At 38.0% G+C, this 19,165-nt stretch carries 16 protein-coding genes and 1 pseudogene; 6 read left to right on the forward strand and 11 right to left on the reverse strand.

Annotated features, from left to right (window positions below; all coding sequences use genetic code 11):
- Positions 1–284 precede the first annotated feature (284 nt).
- The 5 genes from bioD to bioB all read right to left on the reverse strand — a co-directional run bounded on the left by bioD (position 285) and on the right by bioB (position 4,762).
- Positions 285–947, reverse strand: coding sequence for a dethiobiotin synthase (bioD, locus tag ACY10D_RS07620; protein ID WP_487000157.1), 663 nt, complete (start codon positions 945–947; stop codon positions 285–287).
- 273 nt (positions 948–1,220) lie between these two features.
- Positions 1,221–2,003, reverse strand: a complete 783-nt coding sequence (locus ACY10D_RS07625; protein ID WP_487000158.1) for a methyltransferase domain-containing protein — start codon at positions 2,001–2,003, stop codon at positions 1,221–1,223.
- A complete protein-coding gene (locus ACY10D_RS07630; RefSeq protein WP_487000159.1) occupies positions 1,997–2,674 on the reverse strand; it encodes a hypothetical protein in 678 nt (225 codons plus the stop codon). Before ACY10D_RS07630 ends, ACY10D_RS07625 begins: the two co-directional genes overlap by 7 nt.
- On the reverse strand, positions 2,671–3,813 hold the full coding sequence (locus ACY10D_RS07635; RefSeq protein ID WP_487000160.1) for an aminotransferase class I/II-fold pyridoxal phosphate-dependent enzyme: 1,143 nt from the start codon (positions 3,811–3,813) through the stop codon (positions 2,671–2,673). Before ACY10D_RS07635 ends, ACY10D_RS07630 begins: the two co-directional genes overlap by 4 nt.
- Positions 3,794–4,762, reverse strand: coding sequence for a biotin synthase BioB (gene bioB / locus ACY10D_RS07640; protein ID WP_487000161.1), 969 nt, complete (start codon positions 4,760–4,762; stop codon positions 3,794–3,796). The genes ACY10D_RS07635 and bioB overlap by 20 nt, the downstream gene beginning before the upstream one ends.
- Positions 4,763–4,869: 107 nt before the next feature.
- Here bioB and bioA point away from each other — a divergent pair, with 107 nt between their 5' ends.
- Positions 4,870–6,144, forward strand: coding sequence for an adenosylmethionine--8-amino-7-oxononanoate transaminase (gene bioA, locus ACY10D_RS07645; RefSeq protein ID WP_487000162.1), 1,275 nt, complete (start codon positions 4,870–4,872; stop codon positions 6,142–6,144).
- Positions 6,145–6,272: 128 nt separating this feature from the next.
- Here the strand turns inward: bioA and trpA are convergent, their stop codons facing one another.
- The 4 genes from trpA to ACY10D_RS07665 form a co-directional block, all read right to left on the reverse strand.
- The gene (trpA, locus tag ACY10D_RS07650) at positions 6,273–7,055 is read right to left on the reverse strand and encodes a tryptophan synthase subunit alpha (protein WP_487000163.1); all 783 of its coding nucleotides are present in this window, start codon (positions 7,053–7,055) and stop codon (positions 6,273–6,275) included.
- On the reverse strand, positions 7,048–8,229 hold the full coding sequence (trpB, locus tag ACY10D_RS07655) for a tryptophan synthase subunit beta (RefSeq protein WP_487000164.1): 1,182 nt from the start codon (positions 8,227–8,229) through the stop codon (positions 7,048–7,050). Before trpB ends, trpA begins: the two co-directional genes overlap by 8 nt.
- 114 nt (positions 8,230–8,343) lie before the next feature.
- A complete protein-coding gene (locus ACY10D_RS07660; RefSeq protein ID WP_487000165.1) occupies positions 8,344–9,264 on the reverse strand; it encodes an FUSC family protein in 921 nt (306 codons plus the stop codon).
- On the reverse strand, positions 9,251–10,318 hold the full coding sequence (locus tag ACY10D_RS07665; RefSeq protein WP_487000166.1) for a hypothetical protein: 1,068 nt from the start codon (positions 10,316–10,318) through the stop codon (positions 9,251–9,253). Before ACY10D_RS07665 ends, ACY10D_RS07660 begins: the two co-directional genes overlap by 14 nt.
- 167 nt (positions 10,319–10,485) lie before the next feature.
- Between ACY10D_RS07665 and ACY10D_RS07670 the strand changes: the two genes are divergently transcribed.
- A complete protein-coding gene (locus ACY10D_RS07670) occupies positions 10,486–11,331 on the forward strand; it encodes a MurR/RpiR family transcriptional regulator (protein WP_487000167.1) in 846 nt (281 codons plus the stop codon).
- A gap of 9 nt (positions 11,332–11,340) precedes the next feature.
- Here the strand turns inward: ACY10D_RS07670 and guaA are convergent, their stop codons facing one another.
- Entirely contained in the window at positions 11,341–12,891 is a 1,551-nt protein-coding gene (guaA, locus tag ACY10D_RS07675; protein WP_487000168.1) for a glutamine-hydrolyzing GMP synthase, read from the reverse strand.
- A gap of 291 nt (positions 12,892–13,182) precedes the next feature.
- Here guaA and ACY10D_RS07680 point away from each other — a divergent pair, with 291 nt between their 5' ends.
- Together ACY10D_RS07680 and ACY10D_RS07685 are read left to right on the forward strand one after the other, a co-directional pair.
- The gene (locus ACY10D_RS07680; protein ID WP_487000169.1) at positions 13,183–14,994 is read left to right on the forward strand and encodes a cation:proton antiporter domain-containing protein; all 1,812 of its coding nucleotides are present in this window, start codon (positions 13,183–13,185) and stop codon (positions 14,992–14,994) included.
- 114 nt (positions 14,995–15,108) lie between these two features.
- Positions 15,109–16,359 carry an HlyC/CorC family transporter gene (locus tag ACY10D_RS07685; protein ID WP_487000170.1) on the forward strand — a complete coding sequence of 417 codons (1,251 nt, stop codon included), beginning with the start codon at positions 15,109–15,111 and terminating at the stop codon, positions 16,357–16,359.
- Between the two features lie 27 nt (positions 16,360–16,386).
- On the opposite strand, the pseudogene ACY10D_RS07690 reads toward ACY10D_RS07685, so the two are convergent.
- Positions 16,387–16,809: pseudogene (locus tag ACY10D_RS07690) on the reverse strand (PACE efflux transporter); the annotation flags it as partial.
- Between the two features lie 208 nt (positions 16,810–17,017).
- On the opposite strand from ACY10D_RS07690, the gene ACY10D_RS07695 reads away from it, so the two are divergent.
- Together ACY10D_RS07695 and ACY10D_RS07700 are read left to right on the forward strand one after the other, a co-directional pair.
- Complete coding sequence (locus tag ACY10D_RS07695; protein WP_487000171.1) at positions 17,018–17,818, forward strand: efflux RND transporter periplasmic adaptor subunit; 801 nt, start codon at positions 17,018–17,020, stop codon at positions 17,816–17,818.
- A gap of 5 nt (positions 17,819–17,823) precedes the next feature.
- Positions 17,824–19,164 (forward strand): efflux RND transporter periplasmic adaptor subunit, encoded by a 1,341-nt coding sequence (locus ACY10D_RS07700; protein WP_192482929.1) that lies wholly within the window; start codon positions 17,824–17,826, stop codon positions 19,162–19,164.
- The last annotated feature ends 1 nt before the right edge of the window (position 19,165 follow it).

The following is a 19,165-nucleotide window of genomic DNA, read 5'->3' on the forward strand; positions in this document are numbered from 1 at the left end:
CATTAACACAATAAATTATGGATTGGCAACTCGTAAACTTTATTTTTGATTATTATTCAACCCTTGATTCGCATTTGATAACATTCGTTAACATCCTATTAATCAATCCTCACAGTAATTTACCGAAAAAAATGAGCATGTGCGACAAAAATATCAGATAAACATTATAAAAATTACATAAAAATGACAAAATCGACAAAAGGAAGGAAATAAACCAACAAAAATAAAAATAGACTAGATTTCATAACGAAATTAAATTACTTACAACATTGGATGTTAACCATTTACAGATTAAACTGAATCTCTGCTACTTTGGGGGCCGTTAACATTTGCGTCAATGTCACAATATTTTCTTGCAAAACAGGCATATTAGGATTAATGCAATTAGCAACCCAGCCAACACAGGGTATTTGTTGCTGTTTAAGATAGTATTCAGTTAACAAAGCATGGTTAATACAGCCAAGCTTCATAGCGACGACTAAAAGCACTGGAATATCCAACGCCTTTAAATAGTCCGCCCATGTTTCATTGAAATTTAATGGCGTTAATAAGCCGCCTGCGCCTTCAATAAAAGTGATATCACTGCTAATTTGCGCTAAAGAATGCTTGGTTTGCGCAACAAGTTTTTCAACAGTTAATGATTTATTTGCTTGCTTTGCAGCAATGTGTGGCGCAATGGCAGGTTCATAAACGTTAGGGTTTATCACCTCATAAAGAAGTGGCACAGAAGATGCCTCTTGTAAGGCCAATGCATCCTCATTAACTAAGTGACCACCTTCAATAAAAGCGCCTGATGCCATTGGTTTTAATCCAGCGACTGTTAAGCCTTGCTTTTTTAATTGATTCATTAAATAAACACAGACATAAGTTTTACCCACTTCGGTATCTGTGCCGATAATCGCGATTTGCTTATGTTTTGTTAATTTTGTTAATGAAGATATATTCATTTGTTTTCCTTGTTAATTATTTTTAAAAGGTATTGCATAAAGGGCGTATGCAATACGCCCCTACGAAGATCCTTGTAGGGGCAATTCACGAATTGCCTGATGCATGCACCATCGTAGGGGTAATTCGTGAATTACCCCTACAGGAATTGTTTTATCATCACACATAACCTAACCGTATAATTTCACGGTGGTTGGTGCAATCCACAAGTCACCTGATATATGCCAAATTCTTCAATTGCCACATACACACACCATCACAGGGTAATTCATGAATTACCCCTTTGTAATAACATATAACCCAATTTCATAACTTAACGTTGTCATTTGCTCATTATCATCACGCAAATATCTCTGCAGTGATTTCATCTCTGGCCTTTCACTCTTTTCATCCCCCAAATAACTATTTACACCTGTGCTTTTTAAATGCTTAAGTTGCGCCAGCCTATTAGAAAATTCTAATTGAATGCTTTGCTTATCGATACTTAAACACTGCCAATTAAACGATTTAAACAACCATTGCATTTCATGATGCGTTGTAAATTTATTAATACGCACTATTTTTTTAAGTTCTTTAAGGGTGCCATTCACTGGAATCGAAAAGGCAAATATACCATTTGCAGCCAACACTTGATCAATGTATTTGAATAATCTTTGTAAGCAATTAGACCACTGTAGCGCCATATTACTATAGATCACATCATATTTTTTTTGAGATAACGTTTGCCAGAAAAATGATTGATTAAAATCACCTTGTATAAAGTTAAAGTTGCACCTTGATATCGACGAGCTATCAACTGCTATCTCCTTTGCTTTATCAATTAACACATCTGCAATATCAACTGCATCATAAGTCAATGGCATAATCTTTTTTACTATATCGATACTGCTAACACCATCTCCACAGCCTAGCTCTAATATATGCTGTGTATTTTTATATTGCTCAAGATGCTGAAATGCCATGTTTTTTAAATTCTCATCCACCTTGCGTTGCACTTGATCGTGTTGATGATAACTATCTTTGGCGGCACTAAAGCTTATACGAGGCGATTTTAGCATGCGCTTACCTCACTTCCTGCAAGATGTAATAAGCCTAGATGGCTTTGGTTCTTTGTGAGCTTACTATTAAATAACTTTGCCAAGGATAGACTATCAACAATCGCATCATTTTCTACCAGAAATATATTAACACCCGTTTTTTGACACAAAGCAATGGCATCTGTTATTGGCATTCTTTCAGTAAAAGAAAACATCCACTTTAAATAGTTTAATTGGCTATGATACTCTACAGCATCTGCCAGTAGGCAATATGACTCTATGAGTTTAATCCTCTCAACCTCCGGAAAAGCAACAAGTTTTAAAAATTTCTGTGACAGTTTTTTTGGGTTTAATTCATATTGTCTTATAAAGGCTTGTTTTTTCTCATCACTAGAAAATTGCCATAACAACGGCAAACCATAACAATAAATGCTTTTATTTTTGATATCTAATTTATTTTGTTGAATAAGTATCAAAACCCACAAGCCACTATGTGACCATGCATGAATGACTTCGGCTTTAGCTAATTTCACTGATAAATACTGCAATATTTGTTCTTCATCTTTTTCATCCATGCTCTCAAAAGAAGGCATATCTATGCATTGATGAGCGGATATCTCAGGGTGAAATATTTGCCAAAGACTCGCTTTAAAACCCCAACCTGATAGAAACAGATGATTTTGAACACTCATAACATACACACCAATTGATCTAATAATGCTTTAATATCACCTGTATCATGTAGCGCAGTGAGTGATATACGTAGTCGTGCACTATGCTCAGGCACCGTTGGTGGACGAATACATGAAACATAAAAACCTTTATCTTTCAGCATACTTTGTATGTTTTGTGTTTGTTGGTTATCACCAATAATAATGCTGCGAATTGGCGTCAAATCGCAAGACACAACATGAAGGCCTAGTCTTTGTGCATAGTGGTTAAAAAAGGCAATATTTTCAAACAACTTGTCACGCAAATGATCAGCGTCCATAACAAGCTGTAAACTCGCATTTAAAGCAGCAACAACCGGAATAGCAAGTGCCGTGCTATAGATATAACTACGCGCTGTTTGTATTAATAGCTCAATAAACTGATCACTTGCACAAACCAATGCACCCATAGCACCCAATGCTTTGCCGCAGGGTACGATCATGACAGGTACATCCTCAAAAGTTAACCCCGCATGATTTACCGCACCCTTGCCTAATTGACCTAACACACCAAAGCCATGCGCATCATCAATAATAAGTTTAGTAGGACCAATATTGGCAAGCTTTGCTAAAGGCGAAATATCACCATCCATACTAAAAACACCTTCGGTAATGACATAGTTGGCTTCTGGATGTTTTTTTAAAATGGTGCGCAAACTATCAATATTTTGGTGCGGATAACGCTTAAGCTTGGCGCCTGATAAGGCAATGCCATCTAAAATAGAGGCATGAACTAATTTATCCGCAACCACTGTCTGAGCATTTTTTCCTATTAGACTCATCACCGCTAAATTGGCATGATAACCGGAATTAAATAGCAAAGCACGTGGATAGCCTACGAATGCCGCTATGTCATGTTCTAACGCCTCAATGAGATAATGACTTCCTGAAACAATCGCAGATGATGTGCTACCCACACCATAACACTCAATGGCTTTCTTCGCCTGTTTTTCAACCTCAATATGCTGTGATAATCCCAAATAATCATTACCACTAAAATTGATCAACTCTCGTTCATTAATATAAATAAACTTATCTTGTATTTGGGTAAATACGCGTTGCCGATAACGTCCGCTGTGTTTAATTGCCGTTAAACGCTCATCATTCGCTAACAAGCTCATGATGTTCCTCACTATTTTTTGTTACTTTAAAGCCAAGTGTATTGAGAAGTTTTAGATCATGATTCTCTGAAGGATTCGCTGCAGTTAATAACTTATCACCATAAAAAATAGAATTTGCCCCTGCTAAAAAGGCTAAAGCTTGCATTTCATCACTCATTTGCGATCGCCCTGCTGACAGTCTGATTTTTGAGCCTGGCATTAAGATTCTTGCCACAGCAATCGTGCGCACAAAGTCAAAGCTATCAACCTCTGCTTTTTTTAGTTTATTGCCAAGTGGCGTACCTGGCACTGGAATCAATTGATTGATTGGCACGCTTGCCGGTGGTGTTTTTAAATTCGCAAGTGTCACTAACATTTGTAAACGATCATCAATCGTCTCGCCCATTCCAAGAATACCACCGCAGCAGACTTTCATGCCAGCATTTGCTACTTCTTCCAGAGTATCTAAGCGCGATTGGTAATCTCTGGTACTAATAATCTCTTGATAAAATTCCTCTGAGGTATCCAGATTATGATTGTAATAATCAAGACCCGCATCGGCTAATTCTGTCGCTTGTGCTTTGGACAACATTCCCAAAGTCATACAAGTTTCCAATCCCAATGACTTAACAGATTGGATAATCTCAAGTAATTGTGGCATCGCTTTCTCCGGTGGATTACGCCACGCAGCCCCCATACAAAAACGCTTAGCACCAAGATCTTTAGCTCTTTGGGCTTGTGATACAATACTCTGTACATCCATCAATTTTTCTTTTTGAACGCCCGCATTATAATGCCCGCTTTGCGGACAATACTTGCAATCCTCAGGGCAACTGCCTGTTTTAATGCTTAGCAGTACACACAGTTCAATTTCATCAGCAAAATTTTCGCGATGTACTGTTTGTGCCGTAAATAGCAATTCATTAAATGGTTTGTTATATAAGCTTTGTGCATAATTTAAATCAATCATTGGCATTATTATCCTTTGTTTTTCACATTGTGATACTTTTACATCGGCAACAATCTAGATATACTTGCCACTTTAGTCAACTTATAATTTAATTAAGGTTTACAAAAATGTATTCGACCAATCTTTGGCACCCTTGCTCACAAATGAAAGATTATGAAACCTTCTCACCTCTTAATATTACTAAAGCCAAAGGCAGCTTTATCTATCACAATGACAAACCGATTATTGATGCCATCTCAAGCTGGTGGTGTAAGTCATTAGGTCACAGCCACCCAGATTTGCAAAAAGCTTTAACACAACAGCTAGGTGCACTTGAGCATACCATTTTGGCAAATACCACAAACACAACCATTGAAGACTTAACACAAAAGCTCTGCCAGCTCACCCACACCGATAAAGCACTCTTTGCCAGTGACGGCTCTTGTGCTGTTGAGATTGCGATGAAAATGAGTATTCATGCCCGTGTTATTAAAGGGCAGACAAACAAAACGCATTTTGCCGCACTGCAAAATGGATATCATGGTGAAACTTGTGCCACCTTAAGCGTAAGTGATTTAGGTTTGTACAAGCATGCTTATCAACCCTTATTATTTGATTGTACTTTCTTGCAAGATATACCCTATGTGACGGGTATTAACGATCCACTTTGGCATGATGCACAACATGCTTGGCAAAAATCACAAACGCAATTAGAAGCAATTCAAGATAAGCTAAATGCCGTGATTATCGAGCCGCTTATTCAAGGCGCTGGTGGTATGCTGATTTATAGCAAAGACTATCTGGCAAGACTAGCTAAATGGTGTAAAGAGAATGATGTTTACTTAATTGCCGATGAGATTATGACCGGCATTGGACGCACTGGTAAAATGCTCGCCTGTGAACATGCTGATATTACACCTGACTTTATTTGTTTATCTAAAGGCATCACTTCAGGCATGCTGCCTTTGAGTATTTGCTTAACGCATGATGATATTTATGCGCTATTTTATGATGATTATTCAACCCAGAAAGCTTTTATGCACTCGCATACCCATAGTGGTAATACACTGGCTTCAAAAGTCGCTTTAGAAACACTCCATATTTTTGAACGTGAGCATATACTGGATTATGTTAATAAAGCATTGTCGCCAACGATGCATAATATCATGCTAGAAATCGCTCAAAGCACCCAAAAATTAAATAATGTTCGCAGCCTAGGCGGGGTTGTCGTTGCTGATCTAAAAACCACGGAACCTCGCGCGGGTTATAAGCTTTATCAAAGAGCCATTGAAAAAGGCGCACTCATGCGTCCATTGGGGAATACTATTTATTGGCTGCCACCACTAAATACTGATATTAAAACGATAAATAGGCTGGGAGAGATATTGCTTGAGCTATTATGAAGCATCAATGTATAACTATTGGCTAATCATTAGTCAAAGCTATTAGTTTCTTTCCTTCCCTTCGACTGCGCTCAGGGAGCGGCAAAGGTATAACCGTTGGCTGAGCGTCAGTCGAAGCCATATATCAATTACTTGAGTTCACTAATAAACTGACGTATTTTATCAGCTGCTATTGTTGTATCATCTAAATGCTGCTCAATTAATGAAGTAAAATAACTACCGACAATCGCCGCATTACCACCTGCTTGCCATACTGCGTGAACATGCTCAGGTTTTGAAATACCAAAGCCAACCACCATGGGTTGATCAATCAGCGCCCTTACCTGTTTAATTCGTGCGATGGTTTGTGGAGCAATCTCACTTTTAGCACCCGTGGTGCCATAACCACTTAACACATAATTAAACGCACTACTATGACTGGCTAACTGCTTGACACGCTCATCAGATGAATTAGGGGCAACCATTTGTACCGCACCAATATGATACTTCCTAAGTAATGCCTCATGCGCTTGTGACTCTTCTAACGGTAGATCAGCGCAAACTACACCATCAACACCCACACTTTGCAGTTTCTGATAAGCGCTTTCACCTTGCTTAAATAACAGGTTGTAGTAAATGAGTAAGCCAATTGCGATATCCGGATACTTTTGACGAATAATACTTAGCATCTCAATGCAGCGATCAAACGTCATGCCTGATTTTAGTGCCCTTTCCATCGAGCGTTGATTGGTTGGACCATCGGCAATTGGGTCAGAAAATGGAAAGCCAAGTTCAATCGCTTCAATACCACTATCAATTGCTGCAGATATGATATGTAGGCTCTCATCAAAATTGGGATCGCCTAAGGTGAAAAATGGCATAAATATTTTTTTGCTGTGATCTTTAAACAATGTGTCAAATCGATTATTCATCGGAAAGTCCTTTATATTTAAAATAACTCTGTAAATCTTTGTCACCCCGCCCTGATAAGTTGACCAAAATGGTTTTACCCTTCAGCTGCGACTGCGCCAATTGAAACGCCAATGCTAATGCATGCGCTGATTCAAAGGCTGGAATAATACCTTCTTGTTTTGATAACGCTTCAAATGCCGCAATAGCCTCATCATCGGTGATGGTAAGATAACTCACGCGTTTGCTCTCTTGCAAATAAACATGCTCAGGTCCAATACCAGGATAGTCAAGGCCGGCTGAGATCGAATAAGGCTCTTTGATCTGCCCATCTTTATCTTGTAAGAACAGTGATTGCATACCATGGAACACACCTATTTCACCTTTATTCATCGTTGCCGCATGCTCACCAGTTTCAATACCTTTTCCAGCAGGTTCAGCGCCATAAATAGCCACATTCTCATCACTCAAAAAACCACTAAATAGTCCAATTGCATTGCTACCTCCACCAACACAAGCAATAACTGCATCAGGCAAAGCATTGGTTAATTTAAGCATTTGCACACGTGCTTCTTTACCAATAACCTCTTGGAAGTAACGCACTAAGGCCGGAAATGGATGCGGCCCTGCCGCAGTGCCGAAGCAGTAATAGGTATCCTCAGCATGTGTAATCCAATCACGCATGGCATCATTGATCGCATCTTTCAATGTTGCACTTCCTGATGACACGCTGTGAACCTTAGCACCAAATAATTTCATGCGCTCAACATTAGGCTTTTGTCGGGCGATATCTACAGCCCCCATATAGATCTCAACTTGAAGCCCAAGCATCGCTCCTGTCATTGCCGTTGCCACACCATGCTGACCAGCACCCGTCTCAGCGATAACGCGCTTTTTGCCAAGATATTTGGCCAAGAGCATCTGCCCAATCGTATTATTGGTTTTATGTGCACCACCATGCAATAAATCCTCGCGCTTAAGATAAATATCAGCACCATATTTATCTGATAAGTTATGTATATAAGTAATCGGTGTTTCGCGTCCTGCGTAGTCTTTTAACAAACGTTTGAATTCTAACTGAAAGGATTGATCTTGTTGAATGGCGATAAAGCCTTTCTCAATCTCGGTTAAAATTGGCATCAAACTCTCTGGCGCATAACAGCCCCCAAATTGCCCATAGCGTGTATTTAATTGCATAAATTAAGACTTAAGTTAAGCATAAGTGCAGCTACGATAACATGCTTTTTATCAACGCACAAAAGAATTTTGCAATTATGTATCGATACACAAATACAATACTATCATAATCAACTATTTTTTAGATGGGTTGTTAGTTATATTTTCAAGTAAAGCATACTCATTTTTTAACAGATCAAAAAACATCACTAATTTCTGGCGGCAAAAATGCAGTAATTTTTGATTACTTTGACGATCATCTAACAGCAACAAGGCACGATAAACTGACATAAGTTCACGCATTGTTGACAGCAGCACCTTAATCATACTGATTTGCGCCTCATTAAGTTCTGTTTTAGTGTTAATAAAATTCTCAACCACATGCTTCTCTTGCAGTGCTAACTCATCGATAAGCAACCTTAATATCTCTTTATCCAAACTCTGGTCAAAGCCATTTTCTTTATCTATTGATGTCTTGTTTTTTTCTTCTCTTTGCCTTAAAAACATTTCAATAATCTCTTTATGCGTCAGATAAACCGATGAAAATTCTGCATAAAATTTTTCTCTTAAATTGCGCTGTTTTAATAGCCTGCTAATTAGCAGAATCACTAATGCCCCTATTGCAATATCTAATATACGTGCGATAAGTAACGACATATCCCAAAAGGATAAAGTACCAATAAACATCACCACAAAAATACTACTAAAGAAAACGCCCACCGCATAATGCACCACACTAAAATAAAGCGTATAAAGTGCTAACACTAAGATCACTGTGATAATCACATAAAACGGCACATAAAGGTTTAACACATAATAAGCAAATGTCCCAATAAAGCAGCCGGAAATCGTATTGATAATAACGGCTTTAGAACGAAGTAGAACCTCTCTGGCATGTACGCTAATACTAATGGATATAATTGCCAAAACACTCCAATAGTTACGTTGCAAACCAATGACTTCGGTTAATACAATTGCAATTAAGCAAGCACTTGCTACCCTTATTGCCAACAACTTGTACGCCGGCAACGCGTTTAACCAATTAGTCAATCTCATGCACAACCTCTCTTAAAGATAGCGCAGTGTTATGCATACTCTCAAGAATAAGTATTATCTCAAAAACAAGGACTTGGCAGCCTTTCAAGCTAGATGCTGTTAATACTTCTTGTTTAAAATGATTGCTATATGTTTTAAATTGCTTTAACTGATGTTTAAAGTCTTGATCTTTATTCATCAAAAACACCCAAACGGCAAGCTTCGTTGCCATATAAACGATATCTTTAATTGCCGTTTTTTTAATAATACTTTCCGCAATAGTCGATTTTCTTTTGGATAGAGTGTAGTAGAAAAAGATCAATCGAAAGGTATTTTGCACTAGGCTGTTATAATGCCCATAGCATTTATGCCAAGCAATTTTGCGCTTGGGCAAAATAATCCAGCTAGCACCTTTATCATGTAATGTAATGAGCCGTTTATTAACTTCTTTTTGGGTTTTATCTATATCAAAAACACCTGTATTGACATCAAATGCCATACGCAAGATATAGCGTGTTTCATTTTGCAGCAAAATCGCATGCATCTGTAAGACGCGTAATAACTGCCTTGGCGTATCCCATGGGCGCAGCATCAGCACCAGTACAAAAAAGGCGCTCCCTACACATAGTAGACTGATATATAACTGTATTAAATCTTGTTTAAGTACTGGTAATTGAATTGATGATATCGCCAATACAATGACTAAGTAACCAGGAAACTGATTAAATATAGGGTCATATTTCCTTACCCAAAAGGCATAATACGCACAAATAATTAACAAGGTGAAACTTAATAACTTATAGGGGTACAGCCAATAAGAGGCAGTTAATGCTAAGGCAAATCCTGCTAAAAACCATAGAAATATCTTGCGTCGTGAATATATATCGCCCACAGCACAAACGATGGCAGCAAATGCCAGAAAATAAAACACCCAAATAATTACCTCATAAACAAGTCCAAAGCGCCATGCGATTAAAAAATACACAATCATAATCGCACCAACTTTGATCACCATAGACAACACATGTGCCCCGGGATCATTCTTTGATAAGTTGTATATAAAATGTTTTATCATTTTTACTGTGATCCATGTTTATTATCTACACGCCATGCTATAATGCGCCCAATTTTTATGGTTATAAGCAAATCTTAATGCCATTGCAAATTATAGCGTTTAAACGCTAGAAATGCAGTGACACCGCTGCAACTTAGGGGTACAAAAGCGTGAGACATGATGAAACAATGTTAGAAAAACTTCAAAATGGGGAGTTTAAATTAAGGAAATCTGAACAAAAAGTTGCGAATTGGATTATCGATAACAGCCATGCAGCGACTTCTTTAAACATCACGACAATTGCACAAAACATTGGTGTTAGTGAGCCAACGATTGTCCGCTTTTGTCGTGCGGTGGGTTGCAAAGGTTTTCAGGAGTTTAAGATTCGCTTTGCTGAGGAGCTAGCCCTTGGTAAAATCAACGAATCTATCGATATTAAGCTTGATGACTCTACTGCGGTTGTTAAAGATAAGGTTGCCCAATACGCACGTGCTGCTATTGCTAATGTTGATCGTGAAATTGATGCTGAGCAACTGGAGTTAGCGACACATATTTTGATTGACTCTAATAAAGTCGTTATTTGTGGTTTTGGCGCGTCAAACTGCACTGCTTTTGATAGCTTCCATAAACTCTTTAGAATGATGCCAAAAGTTGGCTACTACCCTGATATGCATATGTCGGCAATGGCGATCGGCTCTTTGGAACCGGGTGACGCAATTATTGCCATATCTAATAGCGGTAAATCAGAGGCTTTGATTAGCTTATGCAAACTAGCACGTAGCAATGGTGCAAAAGTCATTACGATCACTGATCCAGGCTCACCGGTTGATCAAACAGCAAGCGCGCGTTTGAATATCAAAAAGCAAGTCGATACCGGATTATTTGTACCGATGGCACATCGCTTAAAACAATTAACAATTATCGACTTTTTGGTATATAACTACGCAAGATTGAATGAGCAGCGTGCAGCTCAGCGTTTAAAGAAAACAAAAACGGCGTTAACCAACTTAAAGCAGCAACACAGTATTATTTAGTTATTTTAATCATTCCCACTCAATCGTTCCTGGTGGTTTGCCTGTGACATCATAAACTACGCGTGATATGCCTTTAACTTCATTAACAATCCGATTGGAAATAAGACCTATCAACTCATAAGGCAAATGTGCCCAACGTGCGGTCATAAAGTCGATCGTCTCAACTGCTCTTAAGGCAACGACATAATCATACTTACGTTGATCCCCCATTACCCCAACTGATTTTACCGGTAAGAACACAGCAAACGCCTGACTGACTTTATCATAGTAACCACTTTTCTCTAGCTCTTGCATATAGATGGCATCGGCTTGACGCAAGATATCAGCATAATCTTTTTTAACTTCGCCTAAGATACGCACACCAAGACCAGGGCCTGGGAATGGGTGACGATAAACCATGCGATATGGCAAGCCTAGCTCAACACCGACTTTACGCACTTCATCTTTAAAAAGCTCTCTTAACGGCTCAACAAGCCCAAGTTTCATATCTTCAGGTAAGCCACCCACATTATGATGCGACTTAATCACATGCGCTTTACCGCTACTGCTGCCTGCTGATTCAATCACATCAGGATAAATCGTGCCTTGCGCTAACCATTTAGCATTTTTCAGCTTTGCTGACTCTTCATCGAAGATATCAACAAACAAATTACCAATAATTTTGCGCTTTTTCTCTGGATCATTAACCCCTTCAAGCTTAGCCAAGAACCTATCTTCCGCATTAACACGCACAACATTAACATGCATATTTTCAGCAAATGTCTGCATGACTTGATCACCTTCGTGCAAGCGCAACAACCCAGTATCAACAAATACACAAGTTAATTTCTCACCAATGGCTTTATGCAAAAGAGCAGCAACCACTGATGAATCAACACCACCGGATAAACCTAAGACGACTTCATCAGATCCAACTTGCGCTTTAATTTTTTGTACGGCATCTTCGATGATGCTTGCAGGATTCCACAACGCTTCACAGCCACAGATTTTAAACGCAAAGTTCTCAAGTAGCTCTTTACCATAAGCAGAATGCGTCACCTCTGGATGATATTGCACACCATAATATGGCTTTGTTTTATGTGCCATTGCGGCAATCGGTGCATTTTCAGAAGATGCAATTACTTCAAACTCATCACTTAGAGCAACCACTTTATCACCATGGCTCATCCATACATCTTGAGTTTGCGGCACTGATTCGTACAAAGGATTTGCTTTACTGATTTCAATCTTGGCATAACCAAATTCACGTTTATCAGATGAGGCAACTTCACCACCGAATTGATGTGCCATGGTTTGCATACCATAGCAAATGCCAAGTACAGGGATATTCAATTCAAACACACATTCGGGCGCTCTAACATGTACCGATTCATTAACTGACTCAGGTCCACCTGAAAGGATAATGCCACTGGCAGCAAAATCTTTAATAAAACTGACATCAACATCATAAGGATAAATCTCACAATACACACCAATTTCACGCACACGGCGCGCGATCAATTGCGTATATTGCGAACCAAAATCTAAAATCAACAATCTATGCTTATGTATATCTTGCATACAGGAAGTACTCATCACCACATTAAAAACTGCCCGCGATTATATCATGCCAATAAAACATTGCATCCATTTGCTTAAAATTGCTGATAAAATTTAAGTGCCAAGGCACTTTAACTCGCTTGTTACCGCGAATATTTGACTTAATATCACCAAATATCTCTTGCTATTATTAATAGCCCTTCAAACATTCATAGTAGTCACCCTGCGCATTATAAACAGTTAATTAATGCACTAACAAAAATAAGCTGTAATAATATTAAGTATCAATTATGCTCCTTAGAAAGAATCTATATGACCTCAATGCTATCTCAAGCTGCTTTATTTCTATTTTTTGCCATTATCACTGTGCCCATTGCCAAGAAATTTAAACTAGGATCAGTCTTAGGTTATTTATTGGCAGGCATTTTGATTGGTCCTTTATTTGGTCTGATTGGTTCTGAAGTATCATCGATCCAACACTTTGCTGAGCTTGGCGTTGTCATGATGATGTTTTTAATTGGCTTGGAGTTAAAGCCTAAAGAAATCTGGCATATGAAATCACAGTTACTGGGTCTAGGTGGCATGCAGATCGTGTTAACCACAATACTTTTGGGTTTATCCACTCACTTTATCTTCCGATTTGAGCTATATCCATCCATTGCTTTGGGGCTTATTTTTTCATTATCATCAACAGCCATTGTCTTGCAAAGCTTACAAGAAACAAAGCAGTTAAACACCAAAGCCGGTAAGTCAATTCTATCGGTGCTCATTTCACAAGATATCGCGGTGATTCCAATTTTTGCCATTTTACCGATGCTTGTTATTTCTTCAACTAACGCTAGTGTAGCAAATAGACATTTAGGGTTTATGGCTAGTTTGCCAGGTTATGTTCAAGCACTGGTAATATTAGCCGTGATTATTTTGATGATTTTTGTTGGCAAATATATTTTAAGGTATGTTTTTCGCTATGTTGCTAAAACCAAATTGGTTGAATTATTTACCGCTCTTGTATTGTTACTAATTATTGCGGTTTCTTTGACAATGGAATCACTGGGGTTATCTGCGGCACTAGGCACCTTTATTGCTGGTGTTATCTTATCCGAAAGTGAATATCGCCATGAAATTGAAAGCCAAATATCTCCGTTTAAAGGCTTATTGATGGGGGTATTTTTTATTTCGATTGGTGCGAGCATTAATTTTGTCTTGTTCGCTCAAAACTGGATATATATCTTAGTTGCTGTCTTACTACTAATTTGTATAAAAATCATCATATTAGCACTATTGGCAAAAGTTTACCGACTTAAAACCACAAATTTTTGGCTATTTAGCCTATCTTTGGCACAAGGTAGCGAATTTGCCTTTGTATTATTGGGATTTGCATTAACCCTGGGGTTATTTCAAAGCTATATTGTGAGCATTGCCATATTAGTCATTATTCTGTCGATGCTGTTAACGCCTATAATTTTCTTAATTTATGAACGTGTCATCCTCGTGAAATATCAAAATAAACAAAACATGCCTAATGACACTATTGCACATCAAAGCAATATTATTATTGCCGGTGCTGGTCGTTTTGGTCAAATTATCGCGCGCGTATTAAATGCCAACCAACATGAGCCTGTTATTCTTGATTATGATATTGATATGGTTGAAACCTTTAGAAAATATGGTAATACAGCTTATTATGGCAATGCACTCTTACCCGAGGTTTTAATCTCAGCAGGCATCATGAATTCAACTATTTTCGTCGCGGCCTTAGATGATCGTGACAGTCAAACAGAGCTTGTAGCAATGGTTAGACGACATGAAAAAAACATCAAAATTATTGCGCGAGCACGCGATAGGCACCATGCCTACGAATTAGAAGAAGCAGGCGCTAATTATGTTATTCGAGAGACCTTTGAGTCCGCTAGTACAACGGCTATTGAAGCACTTATAATGCTTGGTGACGATAAAGATATTGCCACACAAAAAGTAAATATCTTCAAAGCGCATGACATTGAATCCATGAAAAAACTAAAACAAGAATGGCTTGAAAATGGCACGAACAAAGACTATATCGACCATGCAAACACCAATAAACAAATGCTTGCTGCATTAATGGCAAAGAGCGCTAAAGATTAATGATTTACAACTGATGTATTCGCATCACATAAAAAACAATAAAAATAATGCGCGCTTCACAGCTGATTGCTATGATAATCAAGTGATAAATTTAATATATAACCAATAACACACATGGATCTTAGCTTTACACTTATTCTTTTGGTCGTTTTAATTTTGTGCTCTGCCTTTTTCTCAGGCTCTGAAACCGCAATGATGTCGTTAAATAAATATAAATTGCGACACATGGCAAAACGCAAAAATAAAGCCGCTAAGCGCAGTTTAAACCTTATCAAGCGCCCTGATCGCCTGTTAGGCATGATCCTTGTTGGCAATACCTTTGCCAACATCATTGCCTCAGCCATTCTAACAAGCTATGCCGAGCAACATTTTGGGCACATTGGCATGATTATTTCAACCATTGTGCTCACCATTATTATTCTTCTATTTGCTGAGATTATTCCAAAAACATTGGCTGCTCTTTTTCCGCAAAAATTAGCATTTCCCGCTTCTTTCTTATTGCTCATTTTACTGGTTTTATTTTATCCACTTGTATGGCTATTAAATGGTTTTGCTAATCTGTTATTCCGTTTAGTAGGACTTAACATAAAACACAAAGAAACCGCTGAGCCATTAAGTAGTGATGAGATTCACTCGGTTGTTCACGACTCCAAAAGTAAATTGGGTCCCCGCAACAAAAATATGCTTTTAGGTGTGTTAGAGCTTGATCAGATCAAAGTCTCTGATGTCATGATCCCACATCATAAAATTGAGTATCTCAACTTGAGTCTTGATATTGATCAAATCATTCATCAAATTATCCATTCTAAGCATTCAATTTTAATTGCCTGCTATGAAAATATTGAGGACATAGCCGGCATCATTCTTACACGAGAGGCATTAAAGTTTATTGCCACAGATGACACACCCACCTATGAAGAGGTTTTGACATTGCTTAAAGAGCCTTACTATATTCCTGATCATATCTCTATTAAGCGCCAATTGATTAATTTCCAACAAAAAGGTATGCGCTTTGCTACCGTGGTGAATGAATATGGTGAGATTGAAGGCATTATTACTGTTGAAGATATTATTGAAGAAATCGTTGGTGAATTTGCCGATACATACAACCTTGAAACCCATATTAAAACGGGCAAAGACAACACTTATAGCACCACTGGAGATACCACCATTCGTGAGATTAATCGTCATTTGCATCTACATTTACCAACCCAAGGTGCTAAAACAATCTCTGGCTTTATTATCGATGAATTACGTGAAATCCCAATTGGCAACTGCTGCCTTAAAATCAATGGATTTATCATTGAGGTGAAGAAGGTTGAAAACAATATGATTAAACTGGTTAAGATCCATGAGATCAACTAAATTTCTGGCGATTGCTCTACGCGATAATTGCAGATATATACAGTCAAATAACCAGTTATAGACAAAAGCATAAACCAAGAAAAATACGACAAAACCAATATCAACAATAAATGCCTGCCATAATGTCATATTAAGCCAATAAGCAACCAATGGAATGGTGACAACAAGAAGTCCCAACTCAAATAATAATGCATGTATTGCTCGGATAATTGCACTTCGCTTAAAACGATCTTTGCCAAGCTTTGCCTCATAATGATCAAACATCCAGTTATAGATAAAATTCCACAACATCGCCATCAATGAGATAAGCACACCCAATACACCTACTTCAACAATACTCTTATTCAATACCAATGCTGCGACAGGCGCAAAAATAATAAGCGCAAATAACTCAAAACCAATCATATGAATGACTCGTGTCGTCAAACTAAATCCATTATTCTGTTGCATAACAAACTCTCTTTTTTTGTTGTTGCTTAAATTAATCATTAGTTTAGCTAAATCCCAGTCACTTTAAAACACGCACTAAATACGCACTTTGCCATATGGTTATCGTTAAATTCGCACATAAGAAAAAGTTATTACCCATTGTTATAACAACACCTTATTACTACGCTAAACATCAAATAAAAAAGATATCATTTTACAGGGAATCGTTATGCATAAACCCATTATTTTTTATATTAGCTTACTAATGACTAGCTTGTTGTACGCTGATAACACCACATCAATCAACAATAACTACGACAAATCAAATAGCACATATGCCTCACTGTTTCCAATACAAAAAGCTTCATTATCAAGTCCCATGACTGGTGTTATTCAGAAAATCAACTTTCGCCCAGGAGATCAATTCAAACAAGGTGATGTGCTGGTACAGTTTGATTGTGAAGAGGTTGATTTAAAAAGCAAACGTGCTCAAGCTGAGCTTGATGCCGCTAGCGCGCAACTAGATAGTACAACTGAGCTTATGCGTTTAAACTCGGCGAGCAAAATTGAACTTGCAAAAGCAAAAAGCCAGTTTGAAATTGCAAAAGCTGATCTTAACATCATGAAATTCCAACAAAAACAATGTCAGGTTTTAGCCCCCTACCATGGCGAAGTTGTCCATCAATCCGCTGAGGAAAATGAAACCGTTAAAACGGATGATCCCTTAATTGATATCATTGATAATCGCGAGCTTGAGATTAAGATGTATATTCCCTCCATCTGGCTGCAACATATCAAAGCACAAACACCTTTTACTTTAGTGTTAGATGAACTACCAAAACAACGCTTTAATGCCACAGTAACAAAGATCGTCGGACAAATTGACCCAGCAAGTCAGTCTATTTTAATCTACGGTAAGCTAGTAATGCCCGATACTAATAAGAAACTCACACCACAAATGCTATTCTCAGGCATGAGTGGTATTGCCTATTTTAATCCAGACATGCACACATCGATTAATAAGGAGTAGGCAATATGAAAGATACATTAGCCAATCTACTTTCTTTACAACAAGAGCTAAGAGAAATCAACAAACTCAATGAGCTTGCATTTTTTATTGCGCATCAAAGCAAAGTTGTTATTGATTACCAACGCGCCATAGTATGGAGCTCATGGCAAAACAAACATATCCAAATTAAAAGCATCTCCGGCATTACGCGTTTGAATAAAACAAGCCCCTATCAACTGTCTGCTACTGAGTTTATTGATAAATTAATCACTTATTATGCACAAAATAAAGAAGTGCAAACGATTGATAGCGAGACAGCTGTTGAAGCCGTTAATAAGATTTGGTTAGAACCCTTATCCAAATATGTCACCTTCTACTTTTTTCGCAATAGCCACAAAGAAGTTATCGGTGGCATACTATTATTAAACAATGAACTACCTGAAGAAAATGAATTTAAACAATTTGACTGGATCGCCCATTCCTACAAACAAGCATGGCTTCATTTAAGCAAACCACGCAATATCTTTGGACAGTTTACCTATTACTTTAAAAGTCGTAAACGTCGTATTATATGGCTCATCATTGTAGCTGCATTTCTGGCGATGTTTATCCGCGTACCACAAAGTGTATTAGCACCTGCCACAATTATTGCCAAAGACCCTATGATTATTACCGTACCAATGGAAGGTGTGATCGAGACTGTATTTGTAAAACCTGAGCAGTATATTACGCAAGGTGAGACATTATTTGATATGGATAAGCGAGATCTTCTCAATGCTCATGAGCTTGCACAAAAAGAGCTTTCAACAGCTACTGCTAAATACAAAACAGCCGTTCAAAGCAGTTATCAAGACATTGAAAAACGTGCTGAGATTCAAGTTTTACAAGCGCTAATGCAAGAAAAACAACTTGAAGTTGACTATACCGCCCATCTAATTAATGAATCAGACGTCAAAAGTCCTATTAATGGTATTGCTATTATTGATACGCCTAACCAATGGTTTGGTAAACCCGTTGTCACGGGTGAGAATGTTATGCAAGTAGCAACGCCAGGCCAAGTTGAGATAGAAATCTGGCTGCCTGTTGCTGATGCCATCAATTTTAACAAAGGTGACAAGGTCAAGTTATTTCTAAATGCTGACCCGCTTAACCCTGTTTATGGCATTATTGATTATGCAAGCTTTGAAGCAACGATTACACCATCGCAAATTCTGGCTTATCAGGTCATTGCTCGTATTAATTCAAATCAAGACATACCTAAAATTGGCAGCCAAGGAACTGCCAAATTGATGGGTAATAATGTTAGTTTATTTTATTACTTATTCCGTAAACCAATCACAACCTTACGACAATTTTTTGGGTGGTAAA

This window comes from Cysteiniphilum sp. (assembly GCF_057495195.1).

Bases quoted from the DNA above. Each gene is read 5' to 3' on its own strand.
- trpB (WP_487000164.1), bottom strand. From the start codon at position 8,229: ATGCAATTAAATACACGCTATGGGCAATTTGGGGGCTGTTATGCGCCA.
- bioA (WP_487000162.1), top strand. From the start codon at position 4,870: ATGTATTCGACCAATCTTTGGCACCCTTGCTCACAAATGAAAGATTAT.
- ACY10D_RS07630 (WP_487000159.1), bottom strand. From the start codon at position 2,674: ATGAGTGTTCAAAATCATCTGTTTCTATCAGGTTGGGGTTTTAAAGCG.
- guaA (WP_487000168.1), bottom strand. From the start codon at position 12,891: ATGCAAGATATACATAAGCATAGATTGTTGATTTTAGATTTTGGTTCG.
- ACY10D_RS07635 (WP_487000160.1), bottom strand. From the start codon at position 3,813: ATGAGCTTGTTAGCGAATGATGAGCGTTTAACGGCAATTAAACACAGC.
- ACY10D_RS07700 (WP_192482929.1), top strand. From the start codon at position 17,824: ATGAAAGATACATTAGCCAATCTACTTTCTTTACAACAAGAGCTAAGA.
- ACY10D_RS07660 (WP_487000165.1), bottom strand. From the start codon at position 9,264: ATGAGATTGACTAATTGGTTAAACGCGTTGCCGGCGTACAAGTTGTTG.
- ACY10D_RS07670 (WP_487000167.1), top strand. From the start codon at position 10,486: ATGTTAGAAAAACTTCAAAATGGGGAGTTTAAATTAAGGAAATCTGAA.
- ACY10D_RS07680 (WP_487000169.1), top strand. From the start codon at position 13,183: ATGACCTCAATGCTATCTCAAGCTGCTTTATTTCTATTTTTTGCCATT.
- bioB (WP_487000161.1), bottom strand. From the start codon at position 4,762: ATGATTGATTTAAATTATGCACAAAGCTTATATAACAAACCATTTAAT.
- ACY10D_RS07625 (WP_487000158.1), bottom strand. From the start codon at position 2,003: ATGCTAAAATCGCCTCGTATAAGCTTTAGTGCCGCCAAAGATAGTTAT.
- ACY10D_RS07685 (WP_487000170.1), top strand. From the start codon at position 15,109: ATGGATCTTAGCTTTACACTTATTCTTTTGGTCGTTTTAATTTTGTGC.
- ACY10D_RS07695 (WP_487000171.1), top strand. From the start codon at position 17,018: ATGCATAAACCCATTATTTTTTATATTAGCTTACTAATGACTAGCTTG.
- ACY10D_RS07665 (WP_487000166.1), bottom strand. From the start codon at position 10,318: ATGATAAAACATTTTATATACAACTTATCAAAGAATGATCCCGGGGCA.
- trpA (WP_487000163.1), bottom strand. From the start codon at position 7,055: ATGAATAATCGATTTGACACATTGTTTAAAGATCACAGCAAAAAAATA.
- bioD (WP_487000157.1), bottom strand. From the start codon at position 947: ATGAATATATCTTCATTAACAAAATTAACAAAACATAAGCAAATCGCG.